At 64.7% G+C, this 14,563-nt stretch carries 13 protein-coding genes; 11 read left to right on the forward strand and 2 right to left on the reverse strand.

Annotated elements, in window-relative coordinates:
- Positions 1-109 precede the first annotated feature (109 nt).
- From AC1DX0_RS01445 to AC1DX0_RS01480, 8 genes are all read left to right on the forward strand, one after another.
- Complete coding sequence (locus AC1DX0_RS01445; protein ID WP_477220958.1) at positions 110-757, forward strand: GNAT family N-acetyltransferase; 648 nt, start codon at positions 110-112, stop codon at positions 755-757.
- A complete protein-coding gene (locus AC1DX0_RS01450) occupies positions 754-3,465 on the forward strand; it encodes a winged helix-turn-helix domain-containing protein (protein ID WP_477354076.1) in 2,712 nt (903 codons plus the stop codon). The genes AC1DX0_RS01445 and AC1DX0_RS01450 overlap by 4 nt, the downstream gene beginning before the upstream one ends.
- Before the next feature lie 84 nt (positions 3,466-3,549).
- Positions 3,550-4,671 carry a class II histone deacetylase gene (locus AC1DX0_RS01455; RefSeq protein ID WP_477220956.1) on the forward strand — a complete coding sequence of 374 codons (1,122 nt, stop codon included), beginning with the start codon at positions 3,550-3,552 and terminating at the stop codon, positions 4,669-4,671.
- A 4-nt stretch (positions 4,672-4,675) separates the two neighbouring features.
- Positions 4,676-5,533: an urea ABC transporter permease subunit UrtB gene (gene urtB / locus AC1DX0_RS01460; RefSeq protein WP_477220955.1), complete on the forward strand. Its 858-nt coding sequence runs from the start codon at positions 4,676-4,678 to the stop codon at positions 5,531-5,533.
- A complete protein-coding gene (locus AC1DX0_RS01465) occupies positions 5,530-6,516 on the forward strand; it encodes a branched-chain amino acid ABC transporter permease (RefSeq protein WP_477220954.1) in 987 nt (328 codons plus the stop codon). The genes urtB and AC1DX0_RS01465 overlap by 4 nt, the downstream gene beginning before the upstream one ends.
- Complete coding sequence (locus tag AC1DX0_RS01470) at positions 6,513-7,217, forward strand: ATP-binding cassette domain-containing protein (protein WP_477354079.1); 705 nt, start codon at positions 6,513-6,515, stop codon at positions 7,215-7,217. The genes AC1DX0_RS01465 and AC1DX0_RS01470 overlap by 4 nt, the downstream gene beginning before the upstream one ends.
- Before the next feature lie 2 nt (positions 7,218-7,219).
- The gene (locus AC1DX0_RS01475; RefSeq protein ID WP_477220952.1) at positions 7,220-7,921 is read left to right on the forward strand and encodes an ABC transporter ATP-binding protein; all 702 of its coding nucleotides are present in this window, start codon (positions 7,220-7,222) and stop codon (positions 7,919-7,921) included.
- A gap of 80 nt (positions 7,922-8,001) precedes the next feature.
- A complete protein-coding gene (locus tag AC1DX0_RS01480) occupies positions 8,002-9,171 on the forward strand; it encodes a substrate-binding protein (protein WP_477220951.1) in 1,170 nt (389 codons plus the stop codon).
- 44 nt (positions 9,172-9,215) lie between these two features.
- Here AC1DX0_RS01480 and AC1DX0_RS01485 read toward each other — a convergent pair whose 3' ends face one another.
- Complete coding sequence (locus AC1DX0_RS01485; RefSeq protein ID WP_477354082.1) at positions 9,216-10,862, reverse strand: acetolactate synthase large subunit; 1,647 nt, start codon at positions 10,860-10,862, stop codon at positions 9,216-9,218.
- An 89-nt stretch (positions 10,863-10,951) separates the two neighbouring features.
- Positions 10,952-11,854: a LysR family transcriptional regulator gene (locus AC1DX0_RS01490; protein WP_477220949.1), complete on the reverse strand. Its 903-nt coding sequence runs from the start codon at positions 11,852-11,854 to the stop codon at positions 10,952-10,954.
- Between the two features lie 102 nt (positions 11,855-11,956).
- Between AC1DX0_RS01490 and AC1DX0_RS01495 the strand changes: the two genes are divergently transcribed.
- From AC1DX0_RS01495 to AC1DX0_RS01505, 3 genes are all read left to right on the forward strand, one after another.
- Positions 11,957-12,946: a zinc-dependent alcohol dehydrogenase family protein gene (locus tag AC1DX0_RS01495; RefSeq protein ID WP_477220948.1), complete on the forward strand. Its 990-nt coding sequence runs from the start codon at positions 11,957-11,959 to the stop codon at positions 12,944-12,946.
- Positions 12,947-13,193: 247 nt separating this feature from the next.
- Positions 13,194-13,487 (forward strand): TFIIB-type zinc ribbon-containing protein, encoded by a 294-nt coding sequence (locus tag AC1DX0_RS01500; RefSeq protein WP_477220947.1) that lies wholly within the window; start codon positions 13,194-13,196, stop codon positions 13,485-13,487.
- A gap of 74 nt (positions 13,488-13,561) precedes the next feature.
- Entirely contained in the window at positions 13,562-14,548 is a 987-nt protein-coding gene (locus tag AC1DX0_RS01505; protein WP_477220946.1) for a Tim44 domain-containing protein, read from the forward strand.
- Positions 14,549-14,563 lie beyond the last annotated feature (15 nt).

Raw genomic sequence — 14,563 nt, forward strand, 5'->3', positions numbered from 1 at the left:
GGTCAGGCCAAAACGATGGCCCAACCCGCGAACCTCTTGGCAGGCGGGCGCAGAGTTGGCATCAGCTTCTTGCATGCCAGCAAAGCTGCATGGCAGAGATCGAGGACAGATGCTGGTCACCCAAGGCGCATTGCCGGATGAAATCACCGATCTCTCGTCCGGCTACCGGCGCGTGCCGGCCGGCAAGATCATCAATGCGGTAACGTGGATGGAAGCGCGCGCCCCTATGCCTGACCTCGCGCAGCCGCTGGCAATGACCCGGATCACCAAGCCCGACAGTGCCGACTACCGCGCGATCTTCCTCGAGATCGGCGCTCCCTGGCTGTGGGATGGCGCCGCCGAAATGTCGGATGCCGAAATATCAGCGCATTTCGCCGACCCTCACCAGCATGTCTATTACGGCCATGATGAAAGCGGCGACCATGTCGGCATGGTCGAATTCTGCGTGGCCGACGACAACGAGGTCGAGATCACCTATTTCGGCCTGTTCCCCACCTTGCCCGGCAGGGGCCTTGGCAAGCGGCTGATGGCCGGCGCGCTTGATCAGGCATGGCGTCTCAGCCCCCGCCGCATCTGGCTGCACACCAGCAGCATCGATCATCACAGCGTCATCGGGTTCTACAGGGCTTGCGGGTTCGAGCCCTATGCGGCCGGTTTCGAAATCACGGACGACCCCCGGATCAAGGGAACCCTGCCGCGCGATGCGGCCCCGCAGATCCCGTTGATCGAGACGGAATGGGTGCCCGGCGCCAGATGAGACCGTCTTCGCAACCCGCCAGCCAGGCATCGCCGCACCATCGCCGGTGGGTGCGGCGCGAAAGCATCCTGTCGAGGCTGGGGCGGCATGTCGATACGCGCATCGTGCTGTTCGCCGCGCCCGCCGGCTTCGGCAAGTCGACGACGATGGCGCAGTGGGCCGCGGAAGTCGCGCGCCATGGCCGGTTGACCGCATGGCTCTCCTGCGAGGCGACGGACAATGACGAAGGCACCTTCCTGTCGCATCTGGTGGGGGCGCTGCGCCATCTCGTCCAGAACCCGGCCGAACTCGACCTTGCCTTCCAGTCGAGCCCGATCCCGCAGCTCGATGTCGTGCTGGCAGCACTGGTGGCGGGTTTTGCGGCGCGTGATGCCGAGATCACCCTGTTCTTCGACGACTACCACGCCATCGAAGCGCCGGCGGTGAAGCGCTTCATGGAGCGCCTGACCCGGCAGGCACCAGCCAACGTCGCCTTCGTCATCGGCTCGCGCAACCTGCCTGATCTGCAGCTCGGCAAGCTCAGGGTGCTGGGCGACGTTTTCGAAATCGGCCCGGACGATCTGCGCTTCGCCTCGTCCGAAGCGGAATCCTTCTTCAACGACAAGCTGGGCCTCAGCGTCAGCAGCGGCACTGTGGAGGCCTTGTGCTCGCGGACCGAGGGCTGGGCCGCCGGCCTGCAACTCGCTTCGCTGTCGCTCAGTGCCGCGCACGCACCGGAAACCGTCATCGGAAATTTCACCGGCGCCAACCGCAACGTCGCCGACTTCCTGATGGGCGAAGTCTTCCTCGGGCTGCCGCCGGCGCTGGCGAAATTCCTGCTCTACAGTTCGATTTTCGAGCGCTTCAGCGCCGAGGCGTGCCGGGCCGTCTTGCGCGCGGCGGACGCCGAGGCTGATATCACCGAGATCGAGACCCGCAATCTGTTCCTCGTGCCGCTCGACGAGGAGCGGCGCTGGTTCCGCTATCATCATCTGTTCCACGACTTCCTCAGCCGTGAAATGGAGCGGCGCGAACCGGAGATGATCGCACCGCTGCATCTGGCCGCAGCCGAATGGTTTGGCGAACGCAAGATGCTGACCGAAGCGATCGGACATGCGCTCGCCGCCGGCGACCAGGCCCGCGCGGYGGTGTTCGTCGAGAACAATGCGCTCGAACTGATCGCCCAGTGCCAGCTGCTATACGTACGCCAATTGCTGGCACTGCTGCCCCGGAAACTGGTCGACCAGCGCATTCGGCTGCAACTCGTCGTGTTGTGGCTGGCGGTGCACTCAAGCCAGCCCGAGATCGCCCAGCAGACGCTCGCCAATGCGCGCAAGCTCGTCGAGACCGGGCCGGCCGACGGCAAGGATCCGGGTACGCTGACCGGCACCACGATCGAGGCCGAAATCGTGGTCCTCGATGCCGCTGTGTACAGCACGCTGGAGCAGTTCGAGGACGCGCGCGACACAGCATTGGCCGCGCTGCGCATCATCGCTCCCGATGCCTGGTTCATGGAAGGTGCGACCGCCAATGTCATCGGCTACAATCTCTACGCGCTGGGCGACCTCGAGGGCGCCTGGGCGGCGGTCGACGCGGCGCGCAAGGCGCATGAGCGAAGCGGCAGCCTGCTCGGCGTCACCATCGCCAATTGCTATATGGCGGTCATCGAGCGCTCGGCCGGCCGCCTGCCCGCCGCCGAAAAGCTGCTGCGCAACACGATCATCGAGGCCAGGACGCGGATCGGCGCGAACTCCTACGCCGAGGCGCTTGCCGGAACGCTGCTGGCCGAACTCGCCTACGAGACCAACGCATCCGGCGAGGCGCTGACGCTGGTCGAGAATCTCGGGCCGCTGATCGAGGGCGCCGCGGTCATCGTCTATCCCTTGGCCAGCGTGCCGACCTATGCCCGTGTGCTGCAGCTGACCGGTCGCGGCGACGTGGCATTGGATATGCTGGAACGCGTCTACCAGCGTGTGCGCGGCTCCGTCTACCGCCGCCTCGCTTCGGTGCTGGTGCATGATCGCATCCGGCTGCTGCTCGACCAGAACCGCGTCGCCGAGGCGCGCGCGCTGCTGAGCGAGCATCGCCGTGAAAGCGCTGAAACCGCCCCTACAGTCGCCAACGAGTTCGAGTTCTTCGCCGAAGGCCGGCTGCTGACGGCGGAGAAATCCTACGCGGCGGCCGCAGAACTTTTCGACACGTTGCTGGAGCGAACGAAAAGCAGCGGGCGCATGCGCCGCCACATACTGGCGCTGATCCTGCGCGCCAAGAATGCCGGCCAGGACCAGCGCGAAGCCGATCGCCATCTTCTCGAAGCCTTGCGCCTTGCCCAGCCTTCCGGCTTCATCCGCTCCTTCGTCGATGAGGGCAGGCCTGTTGTCGAGGGGTTGATGCGGCTGCGTGCGGCGCAGGCAAAGACCGACCCTGCGCTGTCGGCCTATGCCACGCGCATCATCGATGCCGCGCAGACCATGCCCGTGGCGACGCGCAAGACCGCCGCCCCAGCCGAGAAGGAACAGCTCACCCGGCGCGAGTCCGAACTGCTGCGCTGCCTGTCGGAAGGCATGTCCAACAGGGATATCGCGGTTGCGCTGTCGGTGAGCGAGACCACGGTGAAATGGCATTTGAAGAACATTTTCGGCAAGCTCTCGGTATCGAACCGCGTCCAGGCCGTGCGCGCCGCGCAGGCCGCCGCAGACCTCCGTCCCCCTCCGAAAGGAGGGGTGTAGACATCCGGCACAGCCCCTTCTTTAGGGTCGGGCCGTGGGATCGTTAGCCTGCTAGCCTCCTCCGGATTGTAGAGGACGCTGCTTATGGCGACAGGTTACGTTTTTCACGAACAGCTGATGTGGCATGACACCGGCTCCAGCGCCGACATGATGCCTCCCGGCCGTTTCGTGGAACCCGGACGGCACCTGGAATCGCCGGGATCGAAGCGCCGGCTGAACAACCTCATCCAGGTCAGCGGCCTGTCGCGCCATCTGGTGCCGATTCTTGCCGAGCCGGTGACGGTCGAGGACCTGCTGCGCGTGCACACGCAGCGCCATGTCGACGACATCCGCATGCTCAGCGAACGCGGCTCCGGTTTCGCCGGACCGCAGGCGCCGATCGGCCTCAACAGCTTCGACATCGCGCTGTTGTCCGCCGGCACCACCTATGCGGCGATGCGCGCGGTGCTAACCGGCCGCGTCGACAATGCCTATGCGCTGGCGCGCCCGCCCGGGCACCATGCCGAGCCCGACCAGGCGATGGGCAACTGCCTGTTCTCCAACATCGGCGTCTCCGTGCGCCGGCTGCAGCATGAAGGCCTGCTCGGCCGCGCGGCGATAGTCGACTGGGACGTGCATCACGGCAATGGCACCGAGACGGTGTTTTATTCCGACCCCTCGGTGCTGACCATTTCCCTGCATCAGGACAATCTCTATCCGACCGGGCGCGGCGCGCTGGCCGACAATGGCAAGGGCGACGGCGAAGGCTACAACATCAACATCCCGCTGCCGGCCGGCAGCGGCACCGGCGCTTACGAGGCAACCTTCGACCGCGTCGTCGCCCCGGCGCTGCGCGCCTTCAAGCCGGACCTCGTCATCGTCGCGTCGGGTTTCGATGCCTCGGGCTTTGATCCGCTCGGCCGCATGATGCTCAACAGCGAATGCTTCCGGCGCCTTGCCGCGCGCCTGGTGGCGCTGGCCGCCGAGACATCGAACGGCCGCCTGATGATGAGCCATGAAGGCGGCTACTCCGAAGGTTATGTGCCGTTCTGCGGCCACGCCGTCATCGAGACGCTGGCCAATCACCGCACCGAAGTGGTCGACCCGCTGTCGGACCATATCGACGAATGGGCCGGGCAGGACTTGCAGCCGCATCAGGCTCAAGTGATCGACGCCGCCGAAGGCCTGCTCACCGGCCTGCGCCAACGCCTCGCAAGCGCTGCCTGACGCGATGGATTTTCTGATCACCACGCTCCTCAACGCGCTGACGCTGATCAGCATCCTGATGCTGGTCGGGCTCGGGCTGGCGATCAGCTTCGGCCTGATGAACGTGACCAATCTGGCGCATGGCGAGTTCGTCACGGTCGGCGCCTTCGCGGTCTATTTCGTCCAGAGCATCGGCGGGTCGTTCTGGCTGGGGCTGGCCGCCGCGCCCATCGCCGGCGCCGTGGTCGGCTGCATCCTGGAATTCGCCATCATCCGCCATCTCTATTCGCGGCCGGTTTCGACGGTGCTTGCCACCTGGGGCGTCAGCCTGATCCTGCAGCAAGGGCTGGAACTGACCTTCGGGCTCGGCGCCAAGCCGGTGACACCACCGATCGAGGGCACGCTCGACCTGTTCTTCACCGTCTATCCCGCCTACCGGCTGATCCTGATCGCCATTGCCATGCTGACCTTGTTCGGCGTCGTCCTGCTGATCAACCGGACATCGTTCGGGCTCGATATCCGCACCGTCATCCAGAACCGCGAGATGGCCGAGGGCGTCGGCATCAACACGCGGCGCACCTACGCCATCGCCTTCACCTTCGGCGCGGCCATCGCCGGGCTCGCCGGCGGGCTGGTCGCGCCGCTGGCGATCGTGCTGCCGCAGATGGGAGTGAACTACCTCGCCAACGCCTTCTTCGTCGTCATTGTCGGCGGCGTCGGTTCGATCGGTGGCCTTGTTGCCGGCAGCGTCTTCGTCGGCGGGCTGACCAGTGTGCTCAACTACCAGATCTCGCCGTCGCTGGCGCAAGCGATCGTGTTGCTCGCGGCCATCGTCGCTGTGCGGCTACGGCCCAACGGCCTGTTCAACGGGGCGTCACGATGATCGCCCGCGACCGCAACTGGCTGCTGATCTTCGCCGTCTGCGCAGCACTCGCTGTCATCTATCCCCTTTTCGCCGATGGCTATCAGCTGACGGTGATCCGCGACGCGCTGATCTTCGGCCTGTTCGCGGCGAGCCTCGACTTCTTCTGGGGCCGCACCGGCATTCTGTGTTTCGGCCACGCCGCCTTCTTCGGCATTGGCGGCTACATCATGGCGCTGGTCACGCTCAACGACGCGATCCCCTTCGGCAGCCTGCTCGGCATCATGGGCGCGGTGGCCGGTGCGGCCTTCGTCGCCGCCATCATCGGCTACTTCCTGTTCTTCGGCGGCATTCGCGGCAGCTATTTCACCATCGTCACGCTGGCGATGGGCGTCATCTGCCAGCAAGCCGCCGTCTCCTGGAGTTCGGTCACCGGCGGCGACAGCGGCCTGATCGGCATCCCGCCGATCGAATTCGATGTTGGCGGCACGCATGTCGATCTCAGCCAGGATCTGCCCTCCTACATCTTCGTCGCGGCCATCGTCGCGGTGGTCGTGCTGGCGCTGTGGTCGATCAGCCGTGGCCGCTGGGGCACGGTGCTGACCGCCATCCAGGACAATGAAGTCCGGGCGGCGGCGCTCGGCCACAACGCCCCACTGCGGCTGCTCGTCACCTTCGTCGTTTCGGCGGCGATCGCCGGGCTTGCCGGCGCGCTCTATGTCTGCATGGCCGGGCTGGTGGCGCCCGACCTCTCCGGACTGCTGCTGTCGACGGAAGTCATCGTCTGGGTGGCGGTCGGCGGGCGCGGTACGCTGCTCGGTCCGGTGCTCGGCGCGATCTTCATCCAGCGTGCGCAGCAGACGATCTCAAGCTTCAACCCGAGCCTGTGGCCGCTGCTGCTCGGCTGTGTCTTCGTGATCATCGTCTTCGTGCTGCCCGACGGCATCCTGTCGATCTACGCGCGGCTGAAGAGCCTGTTCAAAGGCCGGAGACACGCGCAATGAGCGATGTCCTGCTCCAGGCCGAGAATGTCGGCATCCGCTTTGGCGGGCTGCAGGCGCTGGAAGGGTTGAACCTGACCGTGCGCGACAAGGAGCTCTGCTGCATCATCGGGCCGAACGGCGCCGGCAAGAGCACCTTTCTCAACGTGCTGACCGGCACGCTGCGCCCGACCAGCGGCAGCGTGCGCTTCCTCGGCCATGACATTGCCGGTCTGCCGCTGCACCGCATCGCCCGGCTCGGCATAGCCCGAAAATTCCAGATCCCGTCGGTCTTTCCGAGCCTCTCGGTGGAGGACAACCTCAAGGTGGCACGGTGGGGCGTGGCGTCTCCGGTTCGGCCGGTCGGTKAGTTGCTGGAACTGGTCGCGCTTGGTAACCGCGCGACCACGTTGGCCGGCGAACTCGCGCATGGCCAGAAGCAATGGCTGGAGATCGGCATGGCGCTGGCGATCGAGCCGAGGCTGTTGCTGCTCGACGAGCCGACCGCCGGCATGACGCCGCAGGAGACACTGGCGACCGCCGAGATGCTGCTGCGGCTCAAGGGCGAATTCTCGATCGTCGCCGTCGAACACGACATCCGTTTCGTGCGGGCGCTGAATTGCGAGACGCTGGTGCTGCATCAGGGGCGCCGGCTGCGCAGTGGTCCTTTCCATGACATCGAGACCGACGAAATGGTCCGCGACGTCTATCTGGGGAGGCGCTGACCATGCTGCGGACATTGGCGGTCTCGGCCGGCTACGGCCTGCTCCCGGTGCTGAACGGCATCGACCTCAGCGTGGCATCAGGCGAAGTCGTCGGCCTGCTCGGCCGCAACGGCGCCGGCAAGACGACGCTGCTGCGGGTCATCGCCGGCGGCTTGAAGGCAAGCGGCGGCGCGGTGGTTCTGGGCGACCAGGACCTTACCAATGCGCCGGCCTTCCGCCGCGCGCGGGCGGGGATCGCCCATGTGCCGCAGGGGCGCGGCATCTTCAACCAGCTGACCGTGAGGCAGAACCTGGAAGTCGGCACGCGTGCCGCAAGGGATCGCGGCGACGGCGGCATTCCTGACGACATCTTCGGCTATTTTCCGATTCTGCGCGAACGCGAGGCGCAAATCGCCGGCACGCTCTCGGGCGGCCAGCAGCAGATGCTGGCGATCGGCCGCGCGCTGTGCGGCCTGCCATTGGTGCTGCTGCTCGACGAGCCCTCGGAAGGCATCCAGCCGAACATCGTGCAGTCGATCGCCGAATTGGTGCCGCGCATCGCCCGCGAGCGCGGCATCGCGATCGTTCTGGTCGAGCAGAATCTCGATCTCGTTCTCAAGGCGGCGGACCGCTGCCTGGTGATGGAGAAGGGCAGGATCGTGCACGAAGGCACGCCGGAGGCGTTCGCCGACGAGAGCCTGCTCAAGGATTTGTTGGCCCTATAAGGCGCGCTGAAGCGCGCCTGGGACCTCTTGGCTTTGTAAGGCGTGCATGGGGCGCGCCTGAACTGGAAGGGAACATAACAATGATAAGCAGAAGAACGATCCTCAAATCCGGCGGCGCTGCCGCTGCCTTCGCCATGGTCGGCGCGCCGTCAATCCTGCGCGCCGCCGACACCGTCAAGGTCGGCCTGTCGATCCCGATCACCGGGTTGCAGGCGATCCTCGGCGAGACGCTGCTCAATTGCTACAAGCTCGCCGCCGCCGAACTCAACGCCGCCAACGGCATTGGCGGCCGCCAGGTCGAATTGTTCATCGAGGACAACCAGACCACGACCAAGGGCGCCATCGACAAGGCGCGCAAGCTCCTCAACGAAGACAAGGTCGACGTGGTCATGGGCACGATCATTTCGCCCGAGCGCAGCGCGACGCTGTCGGTGACGTCGAAGGCCAAGAAGCTGTTTTTCTACCCGACCAATTTCGAGGGCGGCGAATGCAACCGCTACTTCGTCGCCACCGGCCCGATCCCGATGCAGCAGGTCGACCCGATGATGCCGTGGGTGGCCGAAAACCTCGGCAAGACGATCTATGTCATGGCTTCGGACTATGCCTGGCCGCAGAAGATGACAGAGGCGATCACGGCGGCCTATGAGAAGGCCGGCGGCAAGATCATCGGCGCCGACTATTATCCGTTCGGCACCACGGATTTCGGCCCGGCCTTCCAGAAGATCAAGTCGCTGAAGCCTGATGTCGTGTGGTCGATGGTGGTCGGCAATGACGCCGTCACGCAGCTCAAGCAGTATCGCTCTTTCGACATCAAGCAGCCGCTGATCGCGCCGCTCGACGAGGTCTTCAACAAGGACGCGCTGCCGCCCGGCGTCGCCGCCGGCACCTACGCGCCGCAGCCCTACTGGATGGCACTCGACAATCCGGTCAACAAGAAGTTCATCGCGAGCTTCCGCGAAAAATTCGGCCAGGAGAAGATGGTCAACGGCATCGGCGAAGCCGGCTATAACGGCCTGCATCTCTACGCGCTGGCCGCCGAGAAGGCCGGATCGCTGAAAGACGACGATGTGCTCAAGGCGCTGCCGACGATCGAGTTCGACGCGCCGCAAGGCAAGATCCGTGTCGATGCCACAAACAACCACACGCTCTGCCATTCCTATGTCGGCAAGGCGGCGGCGGACGGCATCAGCTACGAGATCGTCAAGGATTTCGGCACCATCGCGCCGGTCACGCCTTACTGCAAGGTGTAGGCCTGCGCACTCAACCAATCCTGACGGCGGCGTTGCCGCTGCCGTCAGGGCGTCTGCGGCGCCGGCAACCGCTCACGCAATTCGTCGACAAGCACCCTGGTGTTTTCGGAATAGTCGATGGGCACGACGACGAGATGGACGCCGCCGCCGGYGAACGCCTGTTCCAGCGCCGGCCGCAACTCGGCGATCGCATCAACCCTCGTCCCTTTGGCRCCGTACGCCTCGGCGTATTTGACGAAATCGGGATTGCCGAAGGTCATGCCGAAATCCGGGAATTCGTCGACCGCCTGCTTCCAGCGGATCATGCCATAGGCGTGGTCTTCGAGCAGCAATACGACGAGGTTGAGCTTGAGCCTGACGGCGGTTTCCAGTTCCTGGCTGTTCATCATGAAGCCGCCATCGCCGCAGATCGCCATGACACGGCGCTGCGGATAAAGCAGTGCCGCCATCATCGCCGATGGCAGGCCGGCACCCATGGTGGCCAGTGCATTGTCGAGCAGCAGCGTGTTTGCCATGCGTGTGCGGTAGTTGCGCGCGAACCAGATCTTGTACATGCCGTTGTCGAGGGCGAGGATTCCGTCCGCCGGCATAACGGCGCGCACGTCATGCACGATGCGCTGCGGCGTGAAACGATCTTCGGTGGCGCGCGCTGCGATCCGGCTCAAAATGCCTTCGCGCAGCGGCAGCAGGGCCTGCGCGTTGGGGATCTTGCCCTCGATGCGGTCGGCCAGCAGCGCCAGCGAAGGGCCGAGGTCGCCGACGATTTCGGCTTGCGGGAAATAGACCTGCTCCACATCGGCTGTTTGATAGCCGACATGGATGACCTTCGGCCCGTTGGCGCCCATGATGAAGGGCGGCTTCTCGACCGTGTCGTGGCCGATGGTGATGATCAGATCGGCCTGTTCTATCGCCTCGTGCACATAGTCGCGCTCCGAAAGGGCTGCCGTTCCCATGTAGAGCTCGGTGCCGCCGGGCACGGTACCCTTGCCCATCTGCGTGGTGAAATAGGGAATTTGCGTGCGCAGCACGAACTGGGCGACATCGGGGGTCACGCGCGGCCGCGACGCCGCCGCGCCGAACATCAGCAGCGGACGCTTCGCCTCTAGGATCATACGGGCGGCGCGATCGAGCGCGCCGGGGCTGGCCAGCGGCAGTTCGACCGGATGCGTCGGCACCAGTGCGATCGGCTCGCACTCCGCAGCCGCGATATCTTCCGGCAGTTCCAGATGCACGGGGCCGGGACGCTCTTCCTGGGCGACACGGAAAGCTTCGCGCACCAGCGAGGGGATCATCTTCGGCGAGACGATCTGGCGCGACAGCTTGGTCAGCGGCTTCATCGCCGCGACGATGTCGACGATCTGGAAGCGCGCCTGCCGCGATGACAGGATGCCTTTCTGGCCGGTGATCATGATCATCGGCATCGCGCCGAGCAGCGCATAGGCCGAACCGGTCGTCAGGTTGAGCGCGCCGGGGCCAAGCGTGGTGATGCACACGCCTGCCTTGCCGGTGAGCCTGCCATAGGTGGCGGCCATGAAGGCCGCCGCCTGTTCGTGGCGGGTCAGGATCAGCTGGATCGACGAGCGGCGGATGGATTCGACGATGTCGAGATTTTCCTCGCCCGGAATGCCGAAAATCCGGTCGACCCCTTCATTCTCGAGGGCCGCAACGAACAGATCCGAACCTTTGGTCATGAACCGCCTCTCCTGCAATGCGCATATTCCGCCTTCATATGGCATTGGAAAGTGGCGCCTCAAAGAGCGCAAGCTTGCTCTGTTGGCAATCAGGCCTTCAATTTCGGCAAGGCGGCCGCCAGAGCGTCGACGGCGAGCCGCACCTTGAGCGGCAGATGCGGCGTCTGCAGCCAAAGGGCGTGGCAGTCGTAGGGATAGCGCGGCTGGTCCGGCAACAGCGTCACCAGCGCGCCGGCTCGAATGCGCTCGCGAACCAGCCACCAGGGCAGCCACGCCAGACCCATACCTTCGACCGCTGCGTCGGCGATGGCATCGAGATCGTCGAGCCGCAGCCTGCCGCTGGGCATGATCTCCTGTGTAGGTTGCCCGTCGCGCGGGAAGAGCCACGGCTGAACCACCTGACCGAGCCGGCGATAGACAATGGCGTGATGGTCGACGAGATCTTCGATCCGCCGCGGTTCACCATGAATTCTGAGATAGGAGGGCGCGGCGCAGACAACCATGTCCTGGCGCGCAACGCGGCGCGCGATCACGCCAGCCTTGTCGATGAGATCGCCGGTCCGGATAGCAAGGTCAAAGCCATCCTCGGCGAGATCGGCGAAGCGGTCGCTGAGCGACAGGTCGAGTTCCAGCATCGGATATTGCCGCGCCAGGTGCAGCAGCACGGGGGCGACGCAGTGGCGGCCGAAATGCGCCGGCATGGTGAGGCGCAGTTTCCCGCGCGGTTCGGAAAACTGGTCGGCAGCGAGCGCATCGGCGGCTTCGGCCTCGGCCAGCACCACCCGGCAGCGTTCATAATAGGCGCGGCCGAAGTCTGTCAGGCTCTGGCGGCGCGTGGTGCGGTTGATGAGACGCACGCCGAGCCGCTCCTCGAGAAAGCGGACATGCTTGCCAACCATCGGTCCGGACAGGTCGAGCGCGAGGGCCGCAGCCGCAAACGAGCCGAGGTCGACCGCCCTGACGAACACCGCCATGCTCTCGAGCCGATCCAAATTCGGAACTCCTGGTTTCTACTGCTTTATCTGAACAGCCATTTATCCCGGAGATCCTTGGCTGCATAGGTCATTCGGTTGAAATGATTTGGAGTATCCCGAATGACCCGTATCGTCCGCTTCCACCAGCATGGTGGTCCCGAGGTTCTGCGCATCGAGGACGTTGACCCCCCTCTACCCGGTCCGGGCGAGGTTCAAATCCGGGTCAAGGCACTCGGCCTCAATCGCGCCGAGGCGCTGCTGCGTTCGGGCGCTTACATTGAAACACCCGCCCTGCCCTCAGGGCTTGGTCTCGAGGCAGCGGGCGTTGTCGAGGCGGTGGGCGACGGCGTGAAGGATTTCGCACCGGGCGATGCGGTCAGTGTCATTCCGCCGCAATCGATGATCCGCTGGCCGGCTTACGGCGAGTTGGTCACCTATCCGGCCGGGCTCATCGTCAAGCATCCGCCATCGCTCGACTGGCAGACGGCGGCAGCCATCTGGATGCAGTATCTCACCGCCTATGGCGCGCTGATCGACATCGCCAAACTGAGCAGTGGAGATGCCGTCGTCATTACGGCGGCCTCAAGCAGCGTCGGGCTTGCGGCGATCCAGATCGCCAACAGCATCGGCGCGACGGCGATCGCGGTGACGCGGACACCAGCCAAGAAGCAGGCCCTGCTCGACGCCGGAGCGGCACATGTCGTGGTCTTGGCCGAAGAGGATCTGGCGGCGCGGCTGAACGAGATCTCTGGATCGCAAGGCGTGCGCGTCGTGTTCGATGCAGTCGGCGGCCCGATCTTCGGGCCACTGACGGCTGCGATGTCAAAGGGCGGCATTCTGATCGAATATGGCGGCCTCAGCAGCGAGCCGACACCATTCCCTTTGGCTGCTGTGTTGGGCAAGACGCTGACGCTGCGTGGCTACCTTGTCCACGAGATCACCGGCGATCCGGCGAAGCTGGAAGCCGCCAAGGCGTCCATCCTCGAAGGCCTGGAGATGGGCACGCTGAGGCCGATCATCGACCGGAGCTTTGGCTTCGACCAGATCGTCGAGGCGCACCGCTATCTCGAATCGAACGAACAGTTCGGCAAGATCGTCGTGACGGTCTGAGATCGTGGTGAAGGTCTGAGATCGTGGTGACGGTCTGAGATCGTGGTGACGGTCTGAGCGACGGCGAACTAATCATCCTTGCCGGCACTATCGCCCTTGAAGGTCCGGCTCCGCATTCCTACCTGTCTGATGCGGGCCGGGCCCCTCTGACGATCGCTTCTGTGATTGTGATGTCGGACCGCTTTAACGGGCCCGTTTTCCATCCTTTTCGGTCAAGCGGGCTCATTCCTTTCGGTTGGAGCCCCGTATGACAACTTCTCTCCTTGGTCTGGTTTGCCCCTCCTGCCGCGTCGCGCTCACAATGAGCGAACGCCAGGGTATCGAGATCGATTATTGTCCACAGTGCCGCGGCGTCTGGCTTGATCGAGGCGAACTCGACAAGATCATCGAGCGCTCCGGCAAGGAGGCGTCGCCCGCGCCGCAGCCGACAGCGTTTTCCCAGCCGCAGCAAGGCCAGGGCCGCGACGACGATTATTCCCGCTCGCACGGCCACCGCTATCCGAAGCGGAAGAAATCATTCTTCGAAGAATTGTTCGATTGACCGCATGACGCCCGGTAACCCGGGCCGGCATTGCTGAAAATTTCCAAGAAACACACCGATAAAGGCCAACCCCGATGATGTCTCGCACAAGCCGATTTGCCACCATCTTTGCAGGACTGTTCCTGGCATTCTCCATGGTCGCGATCGATCATGCCGAGGCTCGGCGCGGCGGCAGCTTCGGCAGTCGCGGCACGCGCACGTTCCAGTCGGCGCCGCCGACCAGGACCGCACCAGCGCCGACCGCTCCGGTCGAGCGTTCGATGACGCCCAACACCGGTGTGAACTCTGCCGCCCGGCAGCCGCAGGCCGGCCCGCAAAGACCCGGCTTCATGAGCGGCTTCGGCGGAACGATGATGCGCGGTCTGCTGATCGGTGGCCTGATCGGGCTGCTCTTGGGCCAGGGTTTTGGCGGCCTGGCCGGCATGTTCGGTTTCCTGCTTCAGGCCCTGCTCATCGGCGGCGCGATCATGCTGGCCATCCGCTTCTTCCGGTCGCAATCGGCGCGAGGCCCTGCGCCTGCGCTCGCCGGTGCCGGCAACGCCCAGGCGTCGATATTTGAGAACCGCACTGCGGCACAGCAGCAAACTACGGGCTCGTTCGCAATTCCCGGCTTTGGCGGTGGTTCGGGCGGAGGCTCTGCGACCGCCGGTTCCGAGGAGATCACGCTGGCCCAGACCGATCTCGATGCCTTCCAGCAACTGTTGACCGACGTCCAGGAAGCCTTCGGGCGCGAAGACCATGCTGCGCTCCGCCGGGCGACGACGCCCGAGATGGTGTCCTATCTCTCGGAAGAGCTAGCCGACAACGCCCAGAAAGGTCTCAAGAACGAGGTCTCCGATATCAGTTTGCTGCAGGCCGACGTCGCGGAAAGCTGGCGCGAGGATGACCGCGACTACGCCACGGCCGCGTTGCGCTACGAGTCTCGTGACGTGATGCGCGAACGGGCCACCAACAAGGTCGTCGAAGGCGACGAAGATCAGCCGACGGAGACGACCGAGCTGTGGACATTCATGCGTGAGAATGGCTCGAACTGGAAGCTCTCGGCCATACAGCAGGCTTGAGACCCGGCCAGTTTG

This window comes from Mesorhizobium sp. P3_A9 (assembly GCF_056402975.1).

What these genes read in the sequence shown, in the direction of transcription:
- AC1DX0_RS01445 (WP_477220958.1), top strand. Translation starts at nt 110, where the DNA reads ATGCTGGTCACCCAAGGCGCATTGCCGGATGAAATCACCGATCTCTCG.
- AC1DX0_RS01455 (WP_477220956.1), top strand. Translation starts at nt 3,550, where the DNA reads ATGGCGACAGGTTACGTTTTTCACGAACAGCTGATGTGGCATGACACC.
- urtB (WP_477220955.1), top strand. Translation starts at nt 4,676, where the DNA reads ATGGATTTTCTGATCACCACGCTCCTCAACGCGCTGACGCTGATCAGC.
- AC1DX0_RS01465 (WP_477220954.1), top strand. Translation starts at nt 5,530, where the DNA reads ATGATCGCCCGCGACCGCAACTGGCTGCTGATCTTCGCCGTCTGCGCA.
- AC1DX0_RS01475 (WP_477220952.1), top strand. Translation starts at nt 7,220, where the DNA reads ATGCTGCGGACATTGGCGGTCTCGGCCGGCTACGGCCTGCTCCCGGTG.
- AC1DX0_RS01480 (WP_477220951.1), top strand. Translation starts at nt 8,002, where the DNA reads ATGATAAGCAGAAGAACGATCCTCAAATCCGGCGGCGCTGCCGCTGCC.
- AC1DX0_RS01495 (WP_477220948.1), top strand. Translation starts at nt 11,957, where the DNA reads ATGACCCGTATCGTCCGCTTCCACCAGCATGGTGGTCCCGAGGTTCTG.
- AC1DX0_RS01500 (WP_477220947.1), top strand. Translation starts at nt 13,194, where the DNA reads ATGACAACTTCTCTCCTTGGTCTGGTTTGCCCCTCCTGCCGCGTCGCG.
- AC1DX0_RS01505 (WP_477220946.1), top strand. Translation starts at nt 13,562, where the DNA reads ATGATGTCTCGCACAAGCCGATTTGCCACCATCTTTGCAGGACTGTTC.